At 60.3% G+C, this 22392-nt stretch carries 24 protein-coding genes; 14 read left to right on the forward strand and 10 right to left on the reverse strand.

The window, feature by feature from the left end:
• The first annotated feature begins 67 nt into the window (after positions 1–67).
• The 5 genes from C8N35_RS06385 (at position 68) to C8N35_RS06405 (ending at position 4240) form a co-directional block, all read left to right on the forward strand.
• On the forward strand, positions 68–490 hold the full coding sequence (locus tag C8N35_RS06385) for a DUF2267 domain-containing protein (protein WP_342753488.1): 423 nt from the start codon (positions 68–70) through the stop codon (positions 488–490).
• Between the two features lie 223 nt (positions 491–713).
• Complete coding sequence (locus C8N35_RS06390) at positions 714–896, forward strand: hypothetical protein (protein ID WP_107988705.1); 183 nt, start codon at positions 714–716, stop codon at positions 894–896.
• A gap of 139 nt (positions 897–1035) precedes the next feature.
• The gene (gene trpA, locus C8N35_RS06395; protein WP_107988706.1) at positions 1036–1887 is read left to right on the forward strand and encodes a tryptophan synthase subunit alpha; all 852 of its coding nucleotides are present in this window, start codon (positions 1036–1038) and stop codon (positions 1885–1887) included.
• Between the two features lie 48 nt (positions 1888–1935).
• A complete protein-coding gene (gene accD / locus C8N35_RS06400; RefSeq protein WP_107988707.1) occupies positions 1936–2874 on the forward strand; it encodes an acetyl-CoA carboxylase, carboxyltransferase subunit beta in 939 nt (312 codons plus the stop codon).
• A 46-nt stretch (positions 2875–2920) separates the two neighbouring features.
• Positions 2921–4240: a bifunctional folylpolyglutamate synthase/dihydrofolate synthase gene (locus C8N35_RS06405; protein ID WP_107988708.1), complete on the forward strand. Its 1320-nt coding sequence runs from the start codon at positions 2921–2923 to the stop codon at positions 4238–4240.
• Between the two features lie 42 nt (positions 4241–4282).
• Here the strand turns inward: C8N35_RS06405 and C8N35_RS06410 are convergent, their stop codons facing one another.
• The 3 genes from C8N35_RS06410 to C8N35_RS06420 all read right to left on the reverse strand — a co-directional run bounded on the left by C8N35_RS06410 (position 4283) and on the right by C8N35_RS06420 (position 7503).
• On the reverse strand, positions 4283–5167 hold the full coding sequence (locus tag C8N35_RS06410) for a methylated-DNA--[protein]-cysteine S-methyltransferase (protein WP_428977101.1): 885 nt from the start codon (positions 5165–5167) through the stop codon (positions 4283–4285).
• Positions 5168–5296: 129 nt separating this feature from the next.
• Complete coding sequence (locus C8N35_RS06415; RefSeq protein ID WP_107988710.1) at positions 5297–6805, reverse strand: helicase HerA domain-containing protein; 1509 nt, start codon at positions 6803–6805, stop codon at positions 5297–5299.
• Between the two features lie 146 nt (positions 6806–6951).
• Positions 6952–7503 carry a DUF2244 domain-containing protein gene (locus C8N35_RS06420; RefSeq protein ID WP_107988711.1) on the reverse strand — a complete coding sequence of 184 codons (552 nt, stop codon included), beginning with the start codon at positions 7501–7503 and terminating at the stop codon, positions 6952–6954.
• A 22-nt stretch (positions 7504–7525) separates the two neighbouring features.
• Here C8N35_RS06420 and nth point away from each other — a divergent pair, with 22 nt between their 5' ends.
• The gene (nth, locus tag C8N35_RS06425) at positions 7526–8269 is read left to right on the forward strand and encodes an endonuclease III (RefSeq protein WP_107988712.1); all 744 of its coding nucleotides are present in this window, start codon (positions 7526–7528) and stop codon (positions 8267–8269) included.
• 189 nt (positions 8270–8458) lie between these two features.
• Here nth and irrA read toward each other — a convergent pair whose 3' ends face one another.
• Positions 8459–8899, reverse strand: a complete 441-nt coding sequence (irrA, locus tag C8N35_RS06430; RefSeq protein ID WP_281261764.1) for an iron response transcriptional regulator IrrA — start codon at positions 8897–8899, stop codon at positions 8459–8461.
• A gap of 586 nt (positions 8900–9485) precedes the next feature.
• On the opposite strand from irrA, the gene fabA reads away from it, so the two are divergent.
• From fabA to fabI, 3 genes are all read left to right on the forward strand, one after another.
• The gene (gene fabA, locus C8N35_RS06435) at positions 9486–9992 is read left to right on the forward strand and encodes a 3-hydroxyacyl-[acyl-carrier-protein] dehydratase FabA (RefSeq protein WP_107988713.1); all 507 of its coding nucleotides are present in this window, start codon (positions 9486–9488) and stop codon (positions 9990–9992) included.
• Positions 9993–10184: 192 nt separating this feature from the next.
• Positions 10185–11402 carry a beta-ketoacyl-ACP synthase I gene (gene fabB / locus C8N35_RS06440; protein ID WP_107988714.1) on the forward strand — a complete coding sequence of 406 codons (1218 nt, stop codon included), beginning with the start codon at positions 10185–10187 and terminating at the stop codon, positions 11400–11402.
• 137 nt (positions 11403–11539) lie between these two features.
• Entirely contained in the window at positions 11540–12367 is an 828-nt protein-coding gene (gene fabI, locus C8N35_RS06445) for an enoyl-ACP reductase FabI (protein WP_107988715.1), read from the forward strand.
• Between the two features lie 88 nt (positions 12368–12455).
• On the opposite strand, the gene C8N35_RS06450 is transcribed toward fabI, so the two are convergent.
• Complete coding sequence (locus tag C8N35_RS06450) at positions 12456–13037, reverse strand: SH3 domain-containing protein (RefSeq protein ID WP_245926678.1); 582 nt, start codon at positions 13035–13037, stop codon at positions 12456–12458.
• A 270-nt stretch (positions 13038–13307) separates the two neighbouring features.
• Here C8N35_RS06450 and C8N35_RS06455 point away from each other — a divergent pair, with 270 nt between their 5' ends.
• Entirely contained in the window at positions 13308–14294 is a 987-nt protein-coding gene (locus tag C8N35_RS06455; RefSeq protein WP_107988717.1) for a 2-hydroxyacid dehydrogenase, read from the forward strand.
• 30 nt (positions 14295–14324) lie between these two features.
• Here the strand turns inward: C8N35_RS06455 and dnaQ are convergent, their stop codons facing one another.
• From dnaQ to C8N35_RS06480, 5 genes are all read right to left on the reverse strand, one after another.
• The gene (dnaQ, locus tag C8N35_RS06460; RefSeq protein ID WP_107989124.1) at positions 14325–15041 is read right to left on the reverse strand and encodes a DNA polymerase III subunit epsilon; all 717 of its coding nucleotides are present in this window, start codon (positions 15039–15041) and stop codon (positions 14325–14327) included.
• A gap of 102 nt (positions 15042–15143) precedes the next feature.
• Positions 15144–15734, reverse strand: a complete 591-nt coding sequence (coaE, locus tag C8N35_RS06465; protein ID WP_107988718.1) for a dephospho-CoA kinase — start codon at positions 15732–15734, stop codon at positions 15144–15146.
• Positions 15731–16633 (reverse strand): shikimate dehydrogenase, encoded by a 903-nt coding sequence (locus C8N35_RS06470; protein ID WP_245926679.1) that lies wholly within the window; start codon positions 16631–16633, stop codon positions 15731–15733. The genes coaE and C8N35_RS06470 overlap by 4 nt, the downstream gene beginning before the upstream one ends.
• Positions 16630–17226: a Maf-like protein gene (locus C8N35_RS06475; RefSeq protein WP_107988719.1), complete on the reverse strand. Its 597-nt coding sequence runs from the start codon at positions 17224–17226 to the stop codon at positions 16630–16632. Before C8N35_RS06475 ends, C8N35_RS06470 begins: the two co-directional genes overlap by 4 nt.
• A 4-nt stretch (positions 17227–17230) precedes the next feature.
• Positions 17231–18121 (reverse strand): pyruvate, water dikinase regulatory protein, encoded by an 891-nt coding sequence (locus C8N35_RS06480; protein ID WP_107989126.1) that lies wholly within the window; start codon positions 18119–18121, stop codon positions 17231–17233.
• 423 nt (positions 18122–18544) lie between these two features.
• Here C8N35_RS06480 and hemE point away from each other — a divergent pair, with 423 nt between their 5' ends.
• The 4 genes from hemE (at position 18545) to C8N35_RS06500 (ending at position 22365) form a co-directional block, all read left to right on the forward strand.
• The gene (hemE, locus tag C8N35_RS06485; RefSeq protein WP_245926680.1) at positions 18545–19570 is read left to right on the forward strand and encodes a uroporphyrinogen decarboxylase; all 1026 of its coding nucleotides are present in this window, start codon (positions 18545–18547) and stop codon (positions 19568–19570) included.
• 14 nt (positions 19571–19584) lie between these two features.
• On the forward strand, positions 19585–20019 hold the full coding sequence (hemJ, locus tag C8N35_RS06490; RefSeq protein ID WP_281261765.1) for a protoporphyrinogen oxidase HemJ: 435 nt from the start codon (positions 19585–19587) through the stop codon (positions 20017–20019).
• Between the two features lie 297 nt (positions 20020–20316).
• The gene (gene rho, locus C8N35_RS06495; protein ID WP_107988721.1) at positions 20317–21582 is read left to right on the forward strand and encodes a transcription termination factor Rho; all 1266 of its coding nucleotides are present in this window, start codon (positions 20317–20319) and stop codon (positions 21580–21582) included.
• Positions 21583–21738: 156 nt separating this feature from the next.
• A complete protein-coding gene (locus tag C8N35_RS06500) occupies positions 21739–22365 on the forward strand; it encodes a GNAT family N-acetyltransferase (RefSeq protein ID WP_107988722.1) in 627 nt (208 codons plus the stop codon).
• Positions 22366–22392: the final 27 nt, after the last annotated feature.

A 22392-nucleotide genomic window follows, 5' to 3' on the forward strand; every position in this document is an offset into this window, starting at 1 on the left:
CCGTCGCGGCCGGACCGCATCCGGAACCCGCACGGCGACCTCACAGAAGAAGACCGCTGCCGTGCCAATGCCGAACGACTACCAGCGCGCAGGGCCCGTGTTCGAACGGTTCATCGAGGGGGCCCGCGACGCGCTGGACCTGACCACCCGCAACCAGACCTATACGGTCGTGGAAGGCGTGTTGCGGACATTCCGCCGCCGCCTCAACGTGGAGGAGGGGCTGCGCTTTGCCGACACGCTGCCGGCGGTTCTGCGCGCGCTGTTCGTCGAGGGATGGGATATCTCGGTGCCGCCCGTCGCCTATGCCGAGCGATCGGTGCTGGAAGAGGAGGTGGCCGGCCTGCGCCGCCACCACAATTTCGCCCCGCACGGCAGCATCCGCGCCGTTTCCAGCGCGCTGCGCCGTTTCGTGGACGAGCAGCGCTTTGACCAGGTTCTAGCGTCGCTTGGCGACGAAGCGTGCGCCTTCTGGAGCGTCGAGGCCGACTAGAATGGGTCACGGCTGGATGGGCAACAGCCGAAAGACCCGCGACTCCACTTCCGCCAGGCCATGAAACGATCCGGCGTGCGATCCTCGCGCGTGGTTCCGGCCGGCGCGATTGCCGAGCCATGCGGAAGACACACGGCACCCATGCTCATTACCTGATTGTTGTGCGCTGCACAAAGGGCGATATCGGGATCAGAAACCTCCGAAAAACAAGGAGAATTCCAAAATGGTTTTCCGCTCCTTCCTTGGCTCCGTTCTCGGCGTGTTCGACGATATCCAGCGTGCCGGACGTGCGAACGCCACCTATCACAAGTTTTCCATGATGTCGGACGACGAACTTGCACGGCGCGGCATCAATCGCGGCGATGTCATGCGCGTCGCCCTGAGGTCCGGCTTCGGCGACCTCTGACCTCCATTCCGGCCCCCCCCGGCGGCGCCGCGACCGACGCGGCGCATTGACAGAGGGACACCGCCGCCCCTACATCCTCTGTCTGATCGTGGCGTCGGGCATATTGCCCGTGCGCCGGTAGGATGATGGGACTTTGCCAATGAGCCCGACAGACGGGACCCGGATTGACCACCGCTTTGCAGCCTGTGCCAAGGAAGGTCGGCCGGCCCTGGTGACTTTCATCACGGCGGGTGACCCCGATTTCGACACGTCGCTGGCGATCCTGAAGTCCTTGCCGGACGCCGGTGCGGACGTCATCGAACTTGGCATGCCGTTCTCCGATCCGATGGCGGAGGGCCCGACGATCCAACTCGCCTCTCAGCGCGCACTGGCCGCCGGCCAGACCATGAAGAAGACACTCGCCATGGTGCGCTCCTTCCGCGAAAACGACGTGGAGACGCCAATCGTTCTGATGGGCTACTACAATCCCATATATGCGTATGGCAACGACGCCTTCCTGAAGGATGCGCGCGAAGCTGGCGTGGACGGCCTGATCATCGTGGATCTGCCGCCGGAAGAGGACGAGGAACTCTGCATTCCGGCGATCAAGGCCGGGATCAACTTCATCCGGCTCGCGACACCCACCACTGACGACCACCGGCTTCCCGCCGTTCTCGCCAACACCTCCGGTTTCGTCTATTACGTCTCCATCACCGGGATCACCGGCACAGCAACACCCGATGCGCATCGGGTGGCGGAAGCGGTGACACGGATCAAGGGACATACTAAACTCCCCGTTGCTGTCGGTTTCGGTGTCAAATCAGCCGCGCAGGCCAGCGAAATCGGTCGCAACGCGGATGGCGTGGTCGTCGGCTCGGCGATCGTGAACGCAGTGCGCGCGAGCCTCGACGCGGAAAACCGCGCCACAGAAACGACGGTTTCAGCCGTCACACAGCTGGTTGCCGATCTCGCTCGCGGCGTGCGCGCCGCGCGATCCCAAGCCGCCGAATAGCGGCTGACAGGCAATCCATCGGTTTAAACAGATACCGGAACCCGACCCGTGAACTGGATCAACAACGTCGTCCGACCGAAAATCCAGAGCTTCCTGCAAAAGCGGGATACCCCGGAAAACCTCTGGATCAAATGCCCGGAGACGGGCGAGATGGTGTTCCACCGCGATCTGGAGCAGAATCAGTGGGTGGTGCCGAGCTCCGGCTGCCACATGCGCATCTCGTCGCGCAAGCGACTTGAGTTCTTCTTCGACGATGGCGCGTTCGAGATGTTGGAGACCCCCGAGGTCACGGTTGATCCGCTGAAATTTCGGGACGAGCGGCGCTACACCGACCGTCTCAAGGATGCAAAGGTCAAGACCGGCCTGGATGACGCCGTGATCGTGGCAAGCGGTGCGGTGAAGGGAACGAAGATTACCGCGGCCGTTCAGGATTTTGCCTTTATCGGCGGTTCGCTTGGAATGGCGGCAGGCGAGGCGATCATCGCCGGGCTCGATCACGCGCGCAAGGCCGGCACGCCCTTCGTGCTGTTTGCGGCCTCGGGCGGGGCGCGCATGCAGGAAGGCATCCTGTCGCTGATGCAGATGCCGCGCACGACCGCCGCGATCCGGCTCCTGAAGGAAGCCGGACTTCCCTATATCGTCGTGCTGACAAATCCCACGACGGGCGGCGTCACCGCATCGTACGCGATGCTCGGCGACATCCACATTGCGGAGCCGGGCGCTCTGATCGGCTTTGCGGGACCGCGCGTCATCGAACAGATCATCCGCGAGAAGCTTCCCGAAGGCTTCCAACGCTCAGAATACCTTCTGGAGCATGGCATGGTCGATATGGTCGTCCATCGCCACGAATTGCCCGAAACGGTCGCGCGGATCTGTTCGCTGCTGATGAGCGAGCCGGTAATTACCAAGGTGCTCGAACCGGAACCGCAGGATGCGGAGACAACGGACAACGCACCCGCCGGGGAAAAAGCCGCCGAAGAGGCCTGACCGAGCCTGCGTCTCCTTTCACTCGAGAAATTGCGAAGATCCGCCGATGGATCACAGTACGCCCATACTGGAGCGCCTGCTTGGTCTCCATCCCAAGGAGATCGACCTGTCGCTTGGCCGCATGCAGCGGCTGCTCGATGCGCTCGGTAATCCGGAACGTCACCTGCCGCCGGTCATCCATGTCGCCGGCACCAATGGCAAGGGTTCGACCACAGCTTTCATGCGCGCGATGCTGGAAGCGGACGGAAAACGCGTTCACGTCTATACCTCTCCGCATCTGGTGCGCTTCCACGAGCGTATCCGGCTCGGTCGTGAAGGCGGAGGCCAGATCGTCGACGACGGGGTTCTGTGCGAGGCGCTGCGAACGGTCGAGCAGATCAACGCCGGTGAGCCGATCACATTCTTTGAAATCTCGACGGCCGTCGCCATGCAGCTCTTCTCGAGCCACCCGGCCGACATCCTGCTTCTGGAAGTCGGGCTCGGTGGCCGACTTGACGCGACGAATGTCATCGACGCTCCGCTCGCCTCGGTGATCACATCGGTTTCGCTTGATCACGAGCGTTTCCTGGGCAACAGGATCGAGGAAATCGCCTTCGAGAAGGCCGGCATCCTAAAGCGCGGCGCTCCTGGCGTGATCGCGCCCCAGGAAGACGCGGTTCGCGCCGTAATCGAACGCCAGGCGGCGCGCGTCGGTGCCCCGCTCAAGATCGGTGGCCAGGACTGGATGGCGCATGAGGAACACGGCCGGCTCGTCTATCAGGACGAAGACGGTTTGCTCGACCTGCCGAAACCACGCCTTGTCGGCCACCACCAGTTCACGAATGCCGGAACTGCAATCGCCGCGCTGCGGGCAGCCGGTATCTGGCCCGGCACGGAAGCCACGGAATCCGGACTTCTCAACGTGTCATGGCCAGCGCGAATGCAGCGCGTCCACGCCGGAGAGATCATGAACCATGTCCCGGAAGGGGCCGAGATCTGGCTCGATGGCGGGCACAATCCGGGAGCGGGAACAGTCATATCCGCCGCCATGGCGGAGCTTGGCGACAAGGTCGACCGGCCCCTCTATCTCGTCGCCGGCATGCTGACGACCAAAGACCCGGTTGGCTTCTTTCACGCCTTCGAGGGGCTCGCGCATTATGTGCTGACGGTCCCGATTCACGCCTCCGATGCCGGCCGTACCCCGGAAGAACTGGCTGATCTTGTAAGCCAGGCCGGCCTGATCGCGGAACCGAAGCCGGATCTCTATGCCGCGCTTGATCGGGTCAGCGAGCTTTCGGCCGGCGATGTACCCCCGCGCATTCTCATCTGCGGTTCGCTCTATCTTGCCGGCGACGTTCTGGCGCTCAACGGTACGCCACCGCAATAGGCGCGCCCCAACGCAAGCCTGCAAGGGTGAGGCTCCACCGCTTCACGCGGTCGCTGTCGCGGTTACCCCTGCCTCCCAGCCGAGGATCGCGCGTTTGCGGGTCAGCCCCCAGTGATAGCCGCAAAGCGATCCGGTCTTGCCGAGAACGCGATGACAGGGGACGACGAAGGAAACCGGGTTCTTGCCAACAGCCGTTCCGACAGCCCGTGCCGCTGACGGCTTTCCGATGTGCGCTGCGATGTCGGAATAGGTGGTCGCGCGTCCAAGCGGGATTGCCAGAAGGGTTTCCCACACGCGAACTTCAAAATCGGTTCCGATGAGAACGATGCGCAACGGTGTTTCGGGCGACCAGCGCGCCGGATCGAAGATGCGGGCGCAATAGGGTTCGATCGCCGCCCGATCTTCCACATAATCCGCCTGCCGCCAGCGACGCGTCATGTCGTCGAGCGCCGCTGCCTCCTCACCGGGATCGGAGAAGGCAAGACCTGCAAGACCGTGCTCGGTGACCATCACGAGAGCAAGCCCGAAGGGTGACGGGTGGAAGCCCCAGCGGATGATGAGACCGCGCCCACCGGCACGGTAGGCACCGGGCGTCATCGCCTCGTGAACAACGAAAAGATCGTGCAGCCGGGCAGGGCCGGAAAGGCCGACCTCGAATGTCGTATCCAGGACGGAGGCTGAATCGCGCAGGAGCTCGCGCGCGTGGTCAAGCGTTAACGCCTGCAGGAATTGTTTCGGCGTGAGTCCGGCCCAACGATGGAAGACGCGCTGGAGATGCATGGGCGACATGCCTATGCGATCCGCGATTTCCTCAAGGGAGGGCTGATCGCGCCAACGTTCCGTTATGAACTCCAACACGGCACGAACAGTCGCGTAGTCACCGCCCATTTCGCGCGAAAGAGATTTCGTGTCGGCCATGCTCGGCATGTCCATTGCCACGGTCATGGTGCTCGTCTCCCCTGGATCCGACATGTGTATGGGCGGTTTCTGGTGGGAGAAGGTAAGCGCCCGATGACAGGCAAACCACCCGTTTCTTGCGCAGGCGGCGATGATCGATCAGGCATGATCTGCCTGAGCTTCGGCGGTCACGGCATTTGGATCGCCCGCCGCCGTGCGCCAGCCGAATTCCGGGATGGCGATCTGACGATTGCCGGAAAAGTCCGTGCTGACGACAATGAAGTCGCGTTCTTCCATATAGGCGATCAGGCGTCGCGCGCGGCCGGTGGATCGTGTTCCGTAGATCCGCGCGATTTCCGCATCCCCCGGACAGGGGTCACCCGCCATCGCCGCACGCGCAAGGACGAGGAACACCCCCTGCATGTCGTCCGGCAGGCTGCGGGACAAATCGATGGCGTGTTCCCAATCCGGCGTCCTCTCGTCCTCCATACCGACGCCGGCGCGGGCCACCGCAAGGCGCTGACGAAATGTCGGAAGATCCATCGGCGCGCCCAGCCGGGCGATGCGCATGCGCACCTGGAAATCCTGATAGAGGACGGAAACCGAACGGAAACCGGCTTCCGGATCGTTCAGAATGTCATGAAGAATGCCGTCGATTGCAGCTTCGCGCTCCGCCTTGTCCATCGCGGGGCTGGCGGCTTCGGCCTGTTCGTTGGCCGAAACGCGAGCCTCGGCGAGCTGGGTCAGAAGATCTGGCGCAGGTACGGGAGCCGGCTTGCGCACGACCGGGCGATGATATTCCACCGGCTCATCGGCACCGCGCGTGAAGATCAGATCGCGCGCATCTTCCGGCGGCTGATCCGGAAGCGGCATCAACTTGAAGCTTCCACCGCGGGCTGCGGTTTCGACCGAGCCAATCGTGACCGTAACGGCACGGCGGGTAATGGCGGAACCGAGCGCGATGAAGTGGCCGCGTTCCAGGTTGCGGAAGGCCTCCGCCTGACGGCGCTCCATACCGAGCAGGTCGGCAGCGCGCTGCATGTCGATATCGAGAAAGGTGCGCCCCATCAGAAAATTGGCAGCCTCGGCGGCGACGTTCTTGGCAAGCTTTGCGAGGCGCTGGGTGGCGATGATGCCGGCGAGACCGCGCTTTCGACCGCGGCACATCAGGTTCGTCATTGCGCCCAGCGAGATGCGGCGAGCCTCGTCGGAAACCTCTCCGCCACCCGACGGCGCGAAAAGCTGAGCCTCGTCGACGACGACCAGCATCGGATACCAAAGATCGCGCTCGGCATCGAAGAGACCGTTCATGAAGGCTGCGGCCGCCTTCATCTGGATGTCGGCATCGAGCCCTTCAAGATTGAGAACGACGGAGACGCGATGCTGGCGCACCCGTCCCGCGATGCGGGCGAGGTCGCTCTCGCTCGTCCCTTGCGCGTCCACCACCACGTGACCGAACTTGTCGGCGAGCGTGACGAAGTCGCCTTCCGGATCGATCACGGCCTGCTGCACCCATTGCGCACTCTGTTCAAGGATCCGGCGCAGAAGATGGGATTTGCCCGAGCCGGAATTGCCCTGGACGAGGAGACGGGTCGCCAGCAGTTCCTCCAGATCGAACATGGCCGGCGTCCCTTGTGACGTCATGCCAATGTCGATGCCGACCTGCATTCCTGCTCCTGAAATTGAAATGGGGAAAGCGCGGCTCATCCGGCCGCGTCACTGTTTGCGGAAATTAGCACGAAACCGCAGGAGAGCGGTGACAAGAGGGTCGTTCCTCCACAGCTTAGCGCCAGGTTTGCGCCTTGAATCACAGCCTATGCGGATCCAGCCGCGGGACCGCCCCTGCGTGCAGAGGCAAACGCGCTCCCAAGCGCTCGGCTGAAATCCTCGCGATCGGCGGGGTTGAGGAACTCGCCGACCGCCACCGCGCGACCATGGGAACGAAGCCGCAAACCCGTCACGCCCTCGTCCTCGATCCGCGTCACTTCGATGCGAACCCACGCCGGATTGAACCGATAGAGTTGAACCTCCCCGCGTGACGAGACCTTGCGCAGGACAACCTCCTCAATGGAAACATGGATCTCTTCAAAAGCTCGCGCATCGCGATAGTTTTGGCGAAAGGCAAACCAGACGAGCGCCACGTCGAGCCCGAAGAAGCCGAATACCGGCCAAGCGCCGATGGCGATGCAGAACAGTCCCGCGGTGAACGAAATACCGACGAGGACCAGCATCAGCACCAGAAATCCGCGAGGGCCGAGTGAACGGTACGGCGTGAGCACAGCCGAAAAGAATGGATCGGGCGCTCCCCTCGGTCCGCCCGTTGCATCGGATCCCAGATCCTGTGTTTTCGTATTGGCGTCACTCATGGAGCTTCAGTATAGAAGACAAATGGCCAGAACCAAGACAACGTCGAAACTCTTAGCGGCCGAGGCCGTATCCGGGGCGAAAAAGGCCCCCGCAAAACCGGCGGCGGCACGCAGGCGCACCAGGGCGCCCAAATATACGAGAGACGAGATCACGGCGATCTTCGAGCGGTTCCGCGAACGTGAGCCGGAACCGAAGGGCGAGCTGGAATACGTTAATCCCTATACACTTCTGGTGGCCGTGGTGCTTTCGGCTCAGGCGACCGATGCGGGCGTGAACAAGGCCACACGGGGTCTCTTTGCCATGGCCGACACCCCGGAAAAGATGGTGGCGCTCGGCGAAGACAAGGTTCGCGAGGCGATCAAGACGATCGGGTTGTTCCGCAACAAGGCGAAGAACGTGGTCGCGCTCTCTGAAATGCTGATTTCCGAGTATGGCAGCGAGGTTCCACGGTCACGCGAAGCGCTGGAGCGTTTGCCTGGCGTGGGCCGAAAGACGGCGAATGTCGTATTGAACATCGCTTTTGGCGAACCGACCATCGCAGTGGATACGCATTTGTTGCGGATCGGCAATCGCCTTGGCATCGCTCCGGGCAAGACGCCGCTTGAAGTTGAATTGGCGCTCGAGAAGATCATTCCCGACGCCTACCGTCTCCATGCTCACCACTGGCTGATCCTGCATGGCCGGTACGTCTGCAAGGCGCGCACGCCGGATTGCGGACGATGCATCATCGCGGATTTGTGCAAGTCACCGGATAAACGGGTGTGACGCGCCAGCCATCAAGAGCGAAACGGCCACGCCTCCCGAACGAGCACGAGACCAACGCATCAAACGGTTGCGGCCGCGCGCTAATTCATGATTGCGGCGTGAGCAGATAGCATCCGCGAGCCGCAGAAGATTCACAAGTTTTTCGCTTCAAAGACGGCACAAATCCGCGACAGGTTGCCGCGTCTATTGCTATTCGCTGCGCCGCAGACGCACGACCACGTCGACCCGAACGATCTCCATGCCGGCGGGCGGCGGGGGAAGATCGTCCACCGTCACATTCGCGCCCGGAATGTCGACGACCCGGTTCTCTCCTTCGATGAAGAAGTGATGATGGTCGCTGACATTGGTATCGAAATAGGTCTTGGTGCCTTCGACCGCGACCTCGCGCAACATGCCTGCCTCGGTGAACTGGTGCAGGGTGTTGTAGACGGTCGCGAGCGAAACGGGAACGCGCGCGATAACGGCTTCCTCGTGGAGGAGCTCCGCCGAAATATGACGGTTTCCCTTCGAAAACAGAAGCTCGGCAAGCGCCAACCGCTGGCGCGTCGGCCGCAGGCCGGCATCGCGCAGCATGTCGCGCACACCGTTGCGCGATTGCGGAGAATGAATATGAATATGCTGGTCGGCCATGACTTTTACAGAGCTGCCCTTGGACAAGGTGGCATCACGCGCAGGTTGCCACACTTCGCGGGGGCGCCAGCACGATAAGCGTGCAAGCTGCACCACCAATTCGCCGAAGAAAGACGTTTATCGGGAGTTTTACGCCCCATCTCCGGTATTTCGCGCCGATGACTTTCGAACTTGCCCGCTGAGGTCTTTATGACGGAGATATTTTTCGAAAATCTCCGACTTCGCGAACCGCATCCCTGGGTTATCCGTCGAAGCGATCAATCATCCGTTCGGATGCGGAACCACTTCAACCATCAGCTTCACATTTGTCTAGATAATAGGAAATCCGAAGCTTTAGCGCAACCAGACTGATTTGACAGAGCTGACGACAACCGGACAGCATGAAGCCCCACTACCGGCACAGTCCCGATGGCCTCCCTCCCACGAATTCGTTCGAAATCGTTATGTCCCTTGCCCTTTCGAAGCAGATACTCCTGTGATAGGAAGGCGCCATCAAAAAACGAACGATGGTGAAATCCGCCTCAAGGTGCGTCAAGATGGAGCACATTCAGGCAGGAATCCCTCGGCAGAACAGTGCGGGATCGGAATGCAGGAACGCGCCTCTAGCTACAACTACGAAGATCTACTCGCCTGCGGGCGCGGCGAACTGTTTGGCGCGGGCAACGCGCAATTGCCGCTGCCTCCCATGCTCATGTTCGACAAGATAACCGAAATCGCCGAAGAGGCAGGCGCCTACGGCAAGGGCATGGTGCGCGCGACCCTGGAGATCAAGCCCGACCTCTGGTTCTTCCCGTGCCACTTCAAGGGCGATCCGGTGATGCCTGGCTGTCTTGGCCTCGATGCACTGTGGCAGATGGTCGGATTTTACCTCGGCTGGCTCGGCTCCTCGGGCCGGGGGCGGGCGCTCGCGGTCGGCGAGGTCAAGTTCTCCGGCATGGTCACCCCGGACGTCAAAGAGATCGAATATGGTGTCGATCTCAAGCGGGTGATGCGCTCGAAGCTCGTTCTAGGCATCGCCGATGGCTGGCTGAAGGCGGACGGCGAGGAAATCTATCGCGCCACGAACCTGAAGGTCGGCCTGTTCCAGAGCTGACACTTCCGCGACGCCGCGCCGCCATACCGGTGGGCGCAGTGTTTCGGTCTGCGTAACCATATCCGCGTAAAATCAGCCCGAGGGGTCACAGGACGCCTCGGCACGATAATCATCGCTTTAATGACAGCTTCCGGCCGCCGGTAACCCCGGTCGATCGTCGGGTACAAGCGAAACAGGATCGAGGAGACCGCCATGAGGCGTGTGGTCGTCACCGGAATGGGCATTGTATCGTCGATAGGCAATACGACGCAGGACGTTCTGGCGAGCCTTCACGACGCCAAGTCCGGCATCGTATTCGCCGAGGACTACGAGAGGATCGGTTTCCGCTGCCAGGTCCATGGGGACCCGAAGCTTGATCCGGCCGATGTCCTTGACCGTCGCACCATCCGCTTCATGGGTACGGGTGCCGCGTGGAACTACATCGCCATGCAGCAGGCGATCGCCGACAGCGGTCTGGAAGAGAGCGAGATCAGCCACGAACGTACCGGCCTGATCATGGGATCCGGCGGTCCTTCGACGAGGGCAATCGTCGAGGCGGCCGATATTGCCCGCGACAAGGGACCGCGCCGCATCGGGCCGACCGCCGTGCCCAAGGCCATGTCTTCGACCAACTCCGCGACGCTCGCCACGCCGTTCAAGATCCATGGCGTGAACTATTCGATCTCTGCCGCCTGCGCGACCACCAACATCTGTATCGGCAACGCCGCAGAGCTCATTCAGTGGGGCAAGCAAGACGTGATGTTCGCCGGCGGCGGCGAGGAACTCGACTGGACGCTTTCGGTGCTCTTCGACGCCATGGGCGCGATGTCCTCCAAGTACAACGACACACCGCAGATCGCTTCGCGCGCCTACGACGCCAATCGCGACGGCTTCGTCATCGCGGGCGGTGCCGGCGTTCTCGTGCTGGAGGAATACGAGCACGCCAAGGCGCGTGGCGCCAAGATCTATGCCGAAGTCGCCGGCTATGGCGCAACTTCGGACGGCTACGACATGGTCGCACCGTCGGGCGAAGGGGCTGCGCGCTGCATGAAGCTCGCGCTTTCCACCGTCGATTGCCCCGTCGACTACATAAACCCTCACGCCACCTCCACACCGATCGGCGATGCGAAGGAAATCGAGGCGATCCGAGATGTCTTTGGCGACAAGATTCCGCCAATCTCGGCGACAAAGTCGCTCACCGGCCATTCGCTGGGCGCTGCCGGCGTGCAGGAAGCGATCTACTCGATCTTGATGATGAACAACAATTTCATCGCCAAATCGGCGAATATCGAGGAACTCGATCCGGCCTTCGCAGACATGCCGATCGTGCGCGATCGCATCGACAACGCCAGGATCGACTGCGTCCTCTCGAACGGGTTCGGGTTTGGCGGCACGAATGCTTCCGTCGTTTTCAAGCGATTGGGCGTTTGAGTGGGGAATTGAACCGCCAACCGTAAAAATTGCGGCTAATGACCGTTGAGACCGGTCGCATCGACAAAATTCTGGAAACCGGCAGTCAGAGTTTCTGACCGCGCGGCGTCCCTTTGCAGCGAAATAAGGAGAGTCGCATGACCGGTTTGATGGAGGGCAAACGCGGCCTTGTCATGGGTGTCGCCAACGATCACTCGATCGCATGGGGTGTCGCCAAGGCGCTGGCGGAGCAGGGTGCGGAACTGGCATTTACATATCAGGGAGAAGCTTTCGGACGGCGTGTGAAGCCACTTGCGGCATCGGTCGGTTCAGATCTCCTTATCCCGTGCGACGTGGAGGACATCGCATCCGTCAAGGGCGTGTTCTCAACCTTGAAGGAAACCTGGGGCGGCATCGACTTTCTCGTTCATGCCATCGCCTTTTCCGACAAGAGCGAGCTGAAGGGGCGCTACGCGGACACCAGCCGCGAGAATTTCTCGCGCACGATGGTGATCTCCTGCTTCTCATTCACCGAAATCACCCGCCTCGCCGCGGAGCTGATGCCCAATGGCGGCTCGATCCTGACGCTGACCTATGGCGGCTCGACCCGGGTCATGCCGAACTACAACGTCATGGGCGTCGCCAAGGCGGCGCTGGAATCCTCGGTGCGTTATCTTGCGGTCGATTACGGCTCTCAGAAAATCCGCGTCAACGCGATCTCGGCCGGTCCCGTGCGTACGCTGGCTGGCGCCGGCGTTTCCGATGCCCGGCTGATGTTCAACTATCAGCGCGAAAACTCGCCACTGAAGCGCACGGTGACGATCGATGAGGTCGGCGGCTCGGCCGTCTACCTGCTGTCGGGCCTTTCATCCGGAGTGACCGGCGAAATCCACTTCGTCGACAGCGGCTACAACATCATTTCCATGCCACGGCTTCGAGAGTTGCAGGCGCAGGAGGAAGCCGCGGAGAACGCTGCGGCAGAATGATGCATCCCGGGGCGCGTCCCGCGCCTGTTATTCCGGACGCGCATTGGCGCGTCCGGCGCTTTTCGGAAAACAAAAACCCGATGGCCGATCAGTTGAAGGTCTCATCGGGATAGACACCGAAAAGCAGGGTCTGATCGACCCAGCCGGCCCAGTCCTTGCCGGATATCCGGCAGAACCCCTTGCCGCATTCCGAGACCGACGCAAGCACGTTCGGCTCCAGTTCCCCGACGATTGCCGCGTTGGAATCGGGCCCGGAACGAAGTGGCACGGTTCCCGACTTGTCCCAGGGCTTCACCAGCGCCGTGCGACGGCCGGACAAGAGCGAGTGGAATACCCAGCCCTCGCTGCCTTCCCAATCGCGGATGCGTCGCCAGTTTTCGAATTCCTGAACGATCTCAACCGGCAAGCCGGCGCGAACGAAGGTCCAAACCACTTCGTGATCGCGCCCTGGTCCGCGACGGACATTCACGCGGTCGGACTTGAGGCTGACGAAGCGTGGCACCGGAAGGCCACTCGCACCTTCCGACGTACCTTGCGCGAAAGCCCCCCCTCCAGGCCCGACCGTAACCCAAGTCAGGAGTGTGAGCGCAAGAAGGGCATGCGCGATGGTGCGCAACGAAATCGACTTCGTGCGGTTTCGGTACATGTGGCTGCGACGTCCGTGATCCATGAGTCTAACAAGAAGCTCCGGGCTCATTGTTCAGCTTGAAGCCACCCGCCTGGGGGCGCTACGGTCTAACCCGAATCCCGCAGGGTCAAGGAGCGGGCACGTGGCGAGCAGAATTTATTGCGCGTCGGGTTGCGGCTTTGACCGGTTCGGCTTGTTTCTTCCGGACCATCTGGTATGGAAACAACAAGCTTCAGCCGGTACCGGTTGGCGACAGAATGCGTCGATTACGGTTAAGGACCCCTCAACGAACTGGTCTAGGCGAGGACCGAAATGCCCATCAAGAAACCCCTTGTCGTGGTTACCCGGACCTTGCCGGATGTCGTAGAGACGCGCATGCGCGAATTGTTCGACACCCGTCTCAATGACGGCGACAGGCCCATGAGCCAGGCCGAACTCGTCGAAGCGGTGAAAACCGCCGACGTTCTGGTGCCGACCGTGACGGACAGGATAGACGCGGCCGTTCTCTCCCAGGCGGGTCCCAATCTTCGGCTGATCGCCAACTTTGGCAATGGCGTCGACAATATCGACGTGAATGCAGCCAACAATCGCGGCATCACGGTGACGAACACCCCCGGTGTGCTTACCGAAGATACCGCCGACATGACGATGGCGCTGATCCTCGCCGTGCCGCGCAGGATCGCCGAAGGTATCAAGATCCTGGAAAACAACGAATGGCACGGCTGGTCGCCGACCTGGATGCTGGGACGGCGAATCTGGGGCAAGCGCCTCGGTATTGTCGGCATGGGTCGAATCGGTCAGGCGGTGGCGCGGCGCGCCAAGGCCTTCGGGATGTCGATCCATTATCACAATCGCCGCCGCGTGCCCGCCAAGATCGAGGATACGCTGGAGGCGACCTATTGGGAAAGCCTTGACCAGATGCTGGCCCGGATGGACGTGATTTCCGTCCATTGCCCGCATACCCCGGCAACTTACCACCTGCTTTCAGCCCGACGGCTCAAGCTGATGAAGCCTGAAGCCTATCTGGTCAACACCGCGCGTGGCGAGGTGATCGATGAGGCCGCACTCACGCGGATGGTCGAAGCGGGAGAACTGGCCGGAGCCGGTCTCGACGTTTTCGAACACGAGCCGGCGGTCAATCCGAAGCTCCTGAAATCCGAACGCGTCCTGCTGCTTCCGCACATGGGATCGGCCACCATCGAAGGCCGCATCGACATGGGCGAGAAGGTGATCATCAATATTCGCACCTTCATGGACGGCCACAGGCCCCCCGACCGCGTTCTGCCATCGATGTTGTAGTCGTCCCGGACGCGCCTCTTCTGGCGTGCGCTACGACAGCTCGTCGATCTCGATATATTGGCGCCACACAGCCTCGTCGCCGATCTTGGCGACGAATTTCGCATGCGCTGAAATCTCGGCTTCGCTCAACCGCGAGGGTAGTGGCGTCGGACGCGGCTTGATCGAATGCCGGATGGCCGGTCCGCCCGTGCCGTGATCCTCTTCCTCGTTGATTGTCATCAGTCCGAGCGAGGACTGCTTGCCGCCAATCAGCTCGATATAGACTTCCGCCAGCAGCTCCGCATCGAGAAGCGCGCCGTGCTTGGTGCGGCGGCTGTTGTCTATGCCGTAGCGCGAACACAGCGCATCAAGCGAATTCGGGCCGGCGGGATGACGGCGCCGGGCCAGCTGCAACGTATCCAGCACCTGTTCGTTGCCGATCGGCGGAAGGCCGAAACGCTGCAGCTCCATGTTGATGAAGCCCATGTCGAAGGCGGCGTTGTGAATGACGAGCGTCGCATCACCGACATAGTCCACAAAATCCCGCGCCAGATCGGCAAAGAGCGGCTTGTCGCGCAGAAATTCCTCCGACAGGCCGTGAACGTTGAAAGCCTCTTCCGGCATGTCGCGTTCGGGATTGATGTAAACATGATAGGACTGGCCGGACGGGATGTGATTGACCAGTTCAACGCCACCGATTTCCACCAGCCTGTCGCCACCACGCGGATTGAGGCCGGTCGTTTCGGTATCGAGCACGATCTCACGCATCATGAAGTCCTGTTGGTCTGGCTTGGGATAGACGTTTCGCAAAGAGCCATCTAGGCGGCGGCGAATCACTGTTGCAACCATAGAAGGCCGATGGGCGGCGGCTTATCCCCCCATCGCCGCTGTTGCACGCAGTATCGCCGCAACGCGACGGCGTGCCGGCTCCAGTCCGTGACCTGTCTCGATCATGAAATGGGATCGTCGACGCTTTTCTCCGTCCGGCATCTGGCGTGCCAGGATAGCGTCGAATTTCTCCAGGGTCATTTCCGGCCGTGCGAGGACACGTTCACGCTGAATTTCCGCGCTCGTGGTGACGAGCACCACCGCGTCCACGTGCTCTTCCCCTCCCGTTTCAAAGAGAAGCGGAATGTCGAGAACCGCGACAGGACATAGTCTGGCCCGCGCATCTGCGAGAAAGTGGTCGCGCACCTCGCGTACAAGGGGATGGATTATAGCCTCGAGCCGCGCCAGGGCTGCCGGTTTCCCGACCACGTATTCGCCCAGTGCCGCGCGATCGACGACCCTGTTCACGACCGTTCCGGGAAACGCCCGCTCGATCGCGGGAGCGGCCTTGCCGGCATAGAGGGCATGGACAGTGGTGTCGGCGTCGTAGACCGGGATTCCGGCTTCGGCGAACAGCCGGCCGGTCGTTGATTTTCCCATACCGATGGATCCGGTGAGACCGAGCACGATCATGGTTGCGACCCCGGGCCGTTTCCGTTGGTCATATCCCCTTCCGTGAGGCCCATGTCGGCCAGAACGACGCGGCGCAGCTCGGGCGTTACCTCCGGCCGGCGACCGAACCAGAGTTCGAATCCCGGCACTGCCTGATGGAGCAGCATGCCCAGACCATCAACGGTCATAAGACCGCGATGACGGGCAAGTTCCAGAAGCGGCGTTTCCAGAGGTACGTAGACGGTATCGGTCACCACTGCGCGTGCCGGGAGCGGCGCGAGATCGATGTCGAGTGGCGGTTGACCTTCCATTCCAAGAGAAGTCGTATTGACGAGAACCGTGGTGCCTTCGAGGACATCCGGCAACTTGGAAAAGTCATGGACGTGAACACCGGATCCGAAACGTTCGGCAAGAGCTTCCGCCCTGCTGCGGGTACGATTGAAGATGTGGACGGTCAGACCGCGCGACAGCAATGCCCAGACTACGGCACGCGCCCCGCCCCCCGCCCCAAGGACAACTGCGTTCCGGCCGGTCTCATCCCAGCCTGGCGCGCCTGAATCGAGCGACCCCAGAAAGCCAAGGCCATCCGTATTGCTGCCCTGAAGGCGGCCATCGCCCAGAACAAGCGTATTCACCGCACCGACAAGCCGTGCCGTTTCGTCGACCTCATCGCAAAGGGCGAAAGCCGCTTCCTTGTGCGGAATCGTCACATTTGCGCCGATAAGGCCGGATGCGGCGAAGGTGCGGAAAAAACTCTCCGCCGCTTCAGGCTGGAGTGGCAGGAGATCATAGCTTCCCGCAATCCCATGGATCTTCAACCAGTGGCGGTGGATGATTGGCGAGCGTGAGTGCTTCACTGGCCAGCCGATCACGGCCGCGCGCGGTGCTTTTTCTGTCTGGTCATGATGAGATGAAATCACGTCTCGATTTCTCCTTCGTCACGCAGGAACCCCAGGAGGGGGAGAAGCGGCAGGCCAACGATAGTGAAATGATCACCTTCGATCGCCTCGAACAGCTGGATGCCCTCACCTTCGATCTGGTAGGAGCCAACGCTTTTCAAGGCGACATCACCGATCCAGGTGAGATAATGACCGAGGAATTCAGGCGAGAAGTTGCGCATCGTCAGGGTTGCCGAGGCGACGTGGCGCCAGATCGCAATACCGTCACGCACGCAGACGACCGCAGAATGAAGCTGATGCGAACGCCCTCGCAAGGCCAGCAGATTGGCGCGGGCTTGCTCGATCGTTTCGGGTTTGACGAAAACCTCTCCATCGAAATCCAGCACCTGATCGGAACCGATAACAAGGGCTCCCGGATGGCGGTTTGAAACGTCTCCCGCCTTCGCTTCCGCCAGGACGAGGGCGATATCCTCGGGCGCCAGATTCGCCTTGCGCAATGGTTCATCCACCGCGCGCTCATCGATATCGGCTGCCTCGGCCTGAATTTCCAGGCCCGCGTCACGCAGCATCTGCGCCCGCCACGGACTTGCGCTCGCCAGAACGATTTCGCTCATGTCGTCACTCTCCTGGTATGTCGCGCAATTGTTTGCGCTCCTTCATCAACGACATGATGGCAGCTGCCGTTTCCTCGATCGAACGGCGGGTGACATCGATCACCGGCCAGCCATGTTCGGCGCACAGCCTGCGCATGAAGCTGATTTCTTCCGAAATAGCAGATCGATCGACATAACGTTCGTTCTGTCCTATCGCATTGAGCGACAAAAGACGGTTCTGGCGAACCTGCAGGATCCGTTCGGCGCTGGCGACGAGGCCGACGACGAGAGGCCGGCGAACCTCAAAAAGCGCCGGCGTAATCGGGATTTCCGGAACAATTGGAAAATTAGCTGCCTTGATGCCGCGATTGGCCAGATAGATGCTCGTCGGCGTCTTGGAGGTTCGGCTGATGCCAATGAGAACGACATCGGCCTCGTCGAGCCCTTCGGGCATCTGACCATCATCATGCATCATCGTGTAGTTCAGCGCATCAATGCGACGGAAATAGTCGGCATCAAGCGCGTGCTGGCCACCGACCCGTCGCGTTTCCTGGACTTTCAGATAAGACTGGAAGACCGCGAAAACCGGATCGAGAATATTGACGCAAGGAACGCCATGATCGCGGCATACACGCTCTAGCCGATGGATCTGTTCGTCCGCAACAAGCGTATAGAGAACGATGCCGGGTGCGGCCTCGATTTCGGTCAGAACACGATCGAGCTGGCGATCGGAGCGGACCAGCGGATAGACATGTTCGATCGGCTGAATATTCTCGTACTGAGCGAGCGCCGCGCGCGAAACGGTCATCAGGGTTTCGCCCGTGGAATCCGAAATCAGGTGCAAATGGAAGAAGCTACGCGGATCGCTCACTGTTTCATCCCCAGATGATGATCGGCCCTGTGAATGAGCGGGCATGACTCTGCCTCCTTTTGAAAAGGACCTCACCATCATGCCCATAGCGGTTATTTCATCAACAGATACGGGGTGGCGGGATAGTTTTTGTGAAACGACTCCGGGAATCGGGGATTTTACGAAGAGGCCCCAGGTTACCGACTTCTCATCCGCACTTTATGCACAGCGCCAAATTCGTTAACAAGGCGTTAACGTCCTCCAATTCCTTAAGGTCCGTTTAAGGAATTGGGCGGACCCACAACCGCCATGGGGAATTCGTCCCCAACCACCCTGTTGATGGGAACAACCAATCGGATAATTGTGGATGGATAATAATCACGGCAATCCACACTCAAACCAAATAAACAGATCTCTTAAAGAGATTCATTGATTAGACGTTTTAAGGGAAAAGGGACGAGCCGAATGCGATCACAGGAGAGAGCCGTGATGCGGGTACTGGCTGGAGAAAAGCTCTGGCCACCCCCCGTCTGGATGATGCGCCAGGCAGGACGCTATCTCCCGGAATATCGCGAAGTCCGCGCAAAGCAGCCCGACTTTTTGAAGTTCTGCTATGATACGGATCTGGCTGTTGAGGTGACCCTTCAGCCCATCCGTCGCTTTGGCTTTGATGCGGCAATCCTGTTCTCGGACATTTTCGTCGTTCCCGATGCGCTGGGCTATCCCGTTCGCTTCGAGGAAGGGCGTGGCCCCGTTCTCACGCCTCTCTCAAGCGACGTGCTGGATGCACTCGTTCCCGAAAGGGCGCACGATCATCTCTCGCCCGTCATGGAGACGATGCAGCGCCTGAGAGCGGAACTGCCCACGGAGACGACATTGCTCGGCTTTTGCGGGGCTCCCTGGACGGTGGCGTGCTATTCCGTGGCCGGTCATACCACTACCGAGCAGACTGCGGCCCGTATCGGCGCCTATAGCGATCCGGAGATGTTTCAGCGCTGGATCGACCTTCTGGTCGATGCTTCCGCCGACTATCTCGTTCGTCAGCTTGATGCGGGCGCCGATGCGTTGCAGATCTTCGATACGTGGGCAGGCGTTCTCGATGATGCCGGTTTCCAGCGCTGGTGCGTGGAACCGACGCGACGGATCGTTCGGCAAGTGCGCTCCGTCCGGCCTGATGCGGTGATTATCGGATTTCCCAAAGGCGCTGTTTCACGACTGAAAAACTATGTCGCAGAGACCGGGGTCAATGCGGTTGGCCTTGATTGGACGGCGCCACTTCATCTCGTCCGTGACGTTCAGGCTCTGTCGCCGGTCCAGGGCAATCTCGATCCGATGAGACTGGTTGCGGGAGGCCGCGCGCTCGATGAAGGCGTCGATCAGGTGCTCAACGGATTGGGCGGGGGACCCCTTGTCTTCAATCTCGGACACGGTATCGTGCCGCAGACCCCTGTTGCTCACGTTGAGCAGATGATCAATCGCGTGCGCACGGCGAGCGATCCAGGCCAGAATAGCTAGGTTGGGACAGCGTTTTGAGTGGTGAACTGTTACTTTGGTTCAAGGCTTTCCACATCATGGCGGTCATCGCCTGGATGGCGGGGCTTTTCTATCTGCCAAGGCTGATGGTTTATCACACGAAGGTCGATCCGGGCTCCGAGGCTTCGGAGACCTTCAAGGTGATGGAGCGCCGTCTATTGAAAGCGATCATGAATCCGGCGATGATCGCGGCCTGGATCTTCGGGCTGCTCATCGCCTGGGGGTTCGGGGATTTCGCCGAAGGATGGTTTCACCTCAAACTGCTTCTTGTCTTCTTTCTTTCCGGGTTCCACGGTATGCTGGCCAAGCATGTGAAGGAATTTGCTGCCGATGCAAATCAGCGGCCGGAGCGCTACTATCGGATCATCAACGAATTCCCGACCCTGATCATGGTCGTGGTCGTTATTCTGGTGATCCTGCGTCCCTTCTAGTTTTACGGTCGATTTTTAAATACCTGATTTAAAAAGGATATTTTATCGAATAGCTTCCTCACATGTTTTCATTGCGACGAATTGGCCGGTACGGGCTTGACCCCTTGTCGGTGCCACCAAAAGTGATTATGTTCGCGATACCCCACGACATGCAGACAGGCGTCCGGCGTTCTTGAACCGAGGCGCCAACGCGGCGGTTCAAAACCCGCGACAAGATCTGCTAACTCCCCATAACGCTTTCATCTTGCCGGCGTGTCCCATCCTCTGCTGGCTTAAATGCGGACCAAGATCCAGCCCATGCGGGAAATGAAACTTCAGGACCTCAAGTCCAAATCCCCCACCGAATTGCTCGCTTTTGCCGAGGAATTAGAAGTCGAAAATGCCAGTACCCTGCGGAAGCAGGAGCTGATGTTTGCGATTCTCAAGCAGCTCGCGACCCAGGACGTCATCATTATTGGCGAGGGTGTGGTCGAGGTTTTGCAAGACGGTTTCGGCTTTTTGCGCTCCCCGGACGCGAACTATCTGCCTGGACCGGACGATATCTACGTGTCGCCGTCACAAATCCGACGGTTCTCGTTGCGCACAGGCGATACGGTGGAAGGACAGATCCGGTCACCCAAAGACGGTGAGCGGTATTTCGCCCTGCTCAAGGTCAATTCGATCAATTTCGAAGATCCCGAAAAGACCCGGCACAAGATCCACTTCGACAATCTGACGCCGCTTTATCCGGAAGAACGGTTCCGGATGGAAGTGGAGAATCCGACGATCAAGGATCTGTCGCCTCGCGTCATCGATCTTGTCGCGCCGCTCGGCAAAGGCCAGCGCGCGCTGATCACGGCGCCGCCGCGCACGGGTAAGACGATGTTCCTGCAGAACATCGCGCGTGCCATCACAAACAATCATCCGGAATGCTATCTCATCGTTCTGCTGATTGATGAGCGTCCCGAAGAAGTCACCGACATGCAGCGAACGGTCGATGGCGAGGTCGTGTCGTCGACATTTGATGAGCCGGCAGCGCGTCACGTCCAGGTCGCGGAAATGGTGATCGAAAAGGCAAAGCGTCTTGTCGAGCACGGTCGCGATGTCGTTATCCTACTGGATTCTATCACGCGACTTGGGCGCGCCTACAACACGGTTGTTCCTTCTTCCGGCAAGGTGCTGACCGGTGGTGTGGACGCAAACGCCTTGCAGCGGCCGAAGCGTTTCTTTGGCGCCGCGCGCAATATCGAGGAAGGCGGCTCGCTCACGATCATCGCGACAGCACTCATCGATACCGGTTCTCGTATGGATGAGGTGATCTTCGAAGAGTTCAAGGGCACCGGCAATTCCGAAATCATCCTCGACCGCAAGGCCGCGGACAAGCGCGTCTTCCCGGCAATCGACATTCAGCGCTCCGGTACGCGCAAGGAAGAGCTGCTTGTTGCTCCGCAGGAGCTCAAGAAGATGTATGTGCTGCGCCGGATCCTCAATCCGATGGGGACGACGGATGCGATCGAGTTCCTGCTAGACAAGCTTCGGCAGACGAAGAGCAATCAGGAATTCTTCGACAGCATGAACACCTGACCTTTGAAGTGGTCTGATTGAGGGTCACGGTTTCGTCCAGGGACGATTCACGTGAAACGGAAATGCGAAACGCGCCGGATGGAAGCCCCGTCCGGCGCGTTTTTGTTTCACGTGAATCATTCGGTTCGGATCCGAACTGATCGTTGAGAGAGCATCATGATCGAAGACTGCCGCGGAGCCGACTTTCGTATCGAGACAGATCGTCTGGTCATTCGAGGCTGGAAACCGGATGACGGTAAACCCTTTGCCGAACTCAATGCTGATCCGAGGGTGATGACCTATTTCCCTCGCTGTCTGAAAGCAGAAGAGACCCTCGCGATGATCGGCAAGTTGCGCGAGAAGATCGCCGCGGATGGTTTCACCTTTATGCCTGTTGAGGAAAAGGGCAGCGGCCGCTTTGTCGGTATTGTTGGCCTCAACAGACCGGTGTTCCCGCAACCCGTTTCCATTGCGCCTTGCGTTGAAATCGGCTGGCGACTGACGCCTGCCACATGGGGACGGGGATATGCGACCGAGGCCGCGAGAGCCTGGCTCCGATTCGGTTTCGAAACTTTGCGGCTCGATGAGATCGTCGCATTTACCGTCGTCACAAACGAATGTTCCCGAGCGGTCATGCGCTGCCTTGGAATGACCGAACGAGGACATTTCGATCATCCTTCCGTGCCAGAGGATCGGTCAGACCTGAAAGTTCATGTTCTTTACAGGATGAAATCAGTGGACTGGAAGGGGGCTTCCAACGGCAAGGGGAAGGGGGCCGACGGCGATCGTCAGGATCCGATGTAAACGGGCCCTGCGAAGGAGGTGCCGCGG

Origin of the sequence: Breoghania corrubedonensis (assembly GCF_003053845.1) — a bacterium.
Classification (GTDB): Bacteria; Pseudomonadota; Alphaproteobacteria; order Rhizobiales; family Stappiaceae; genus Breoghania; species Breoghania corrubedonensis.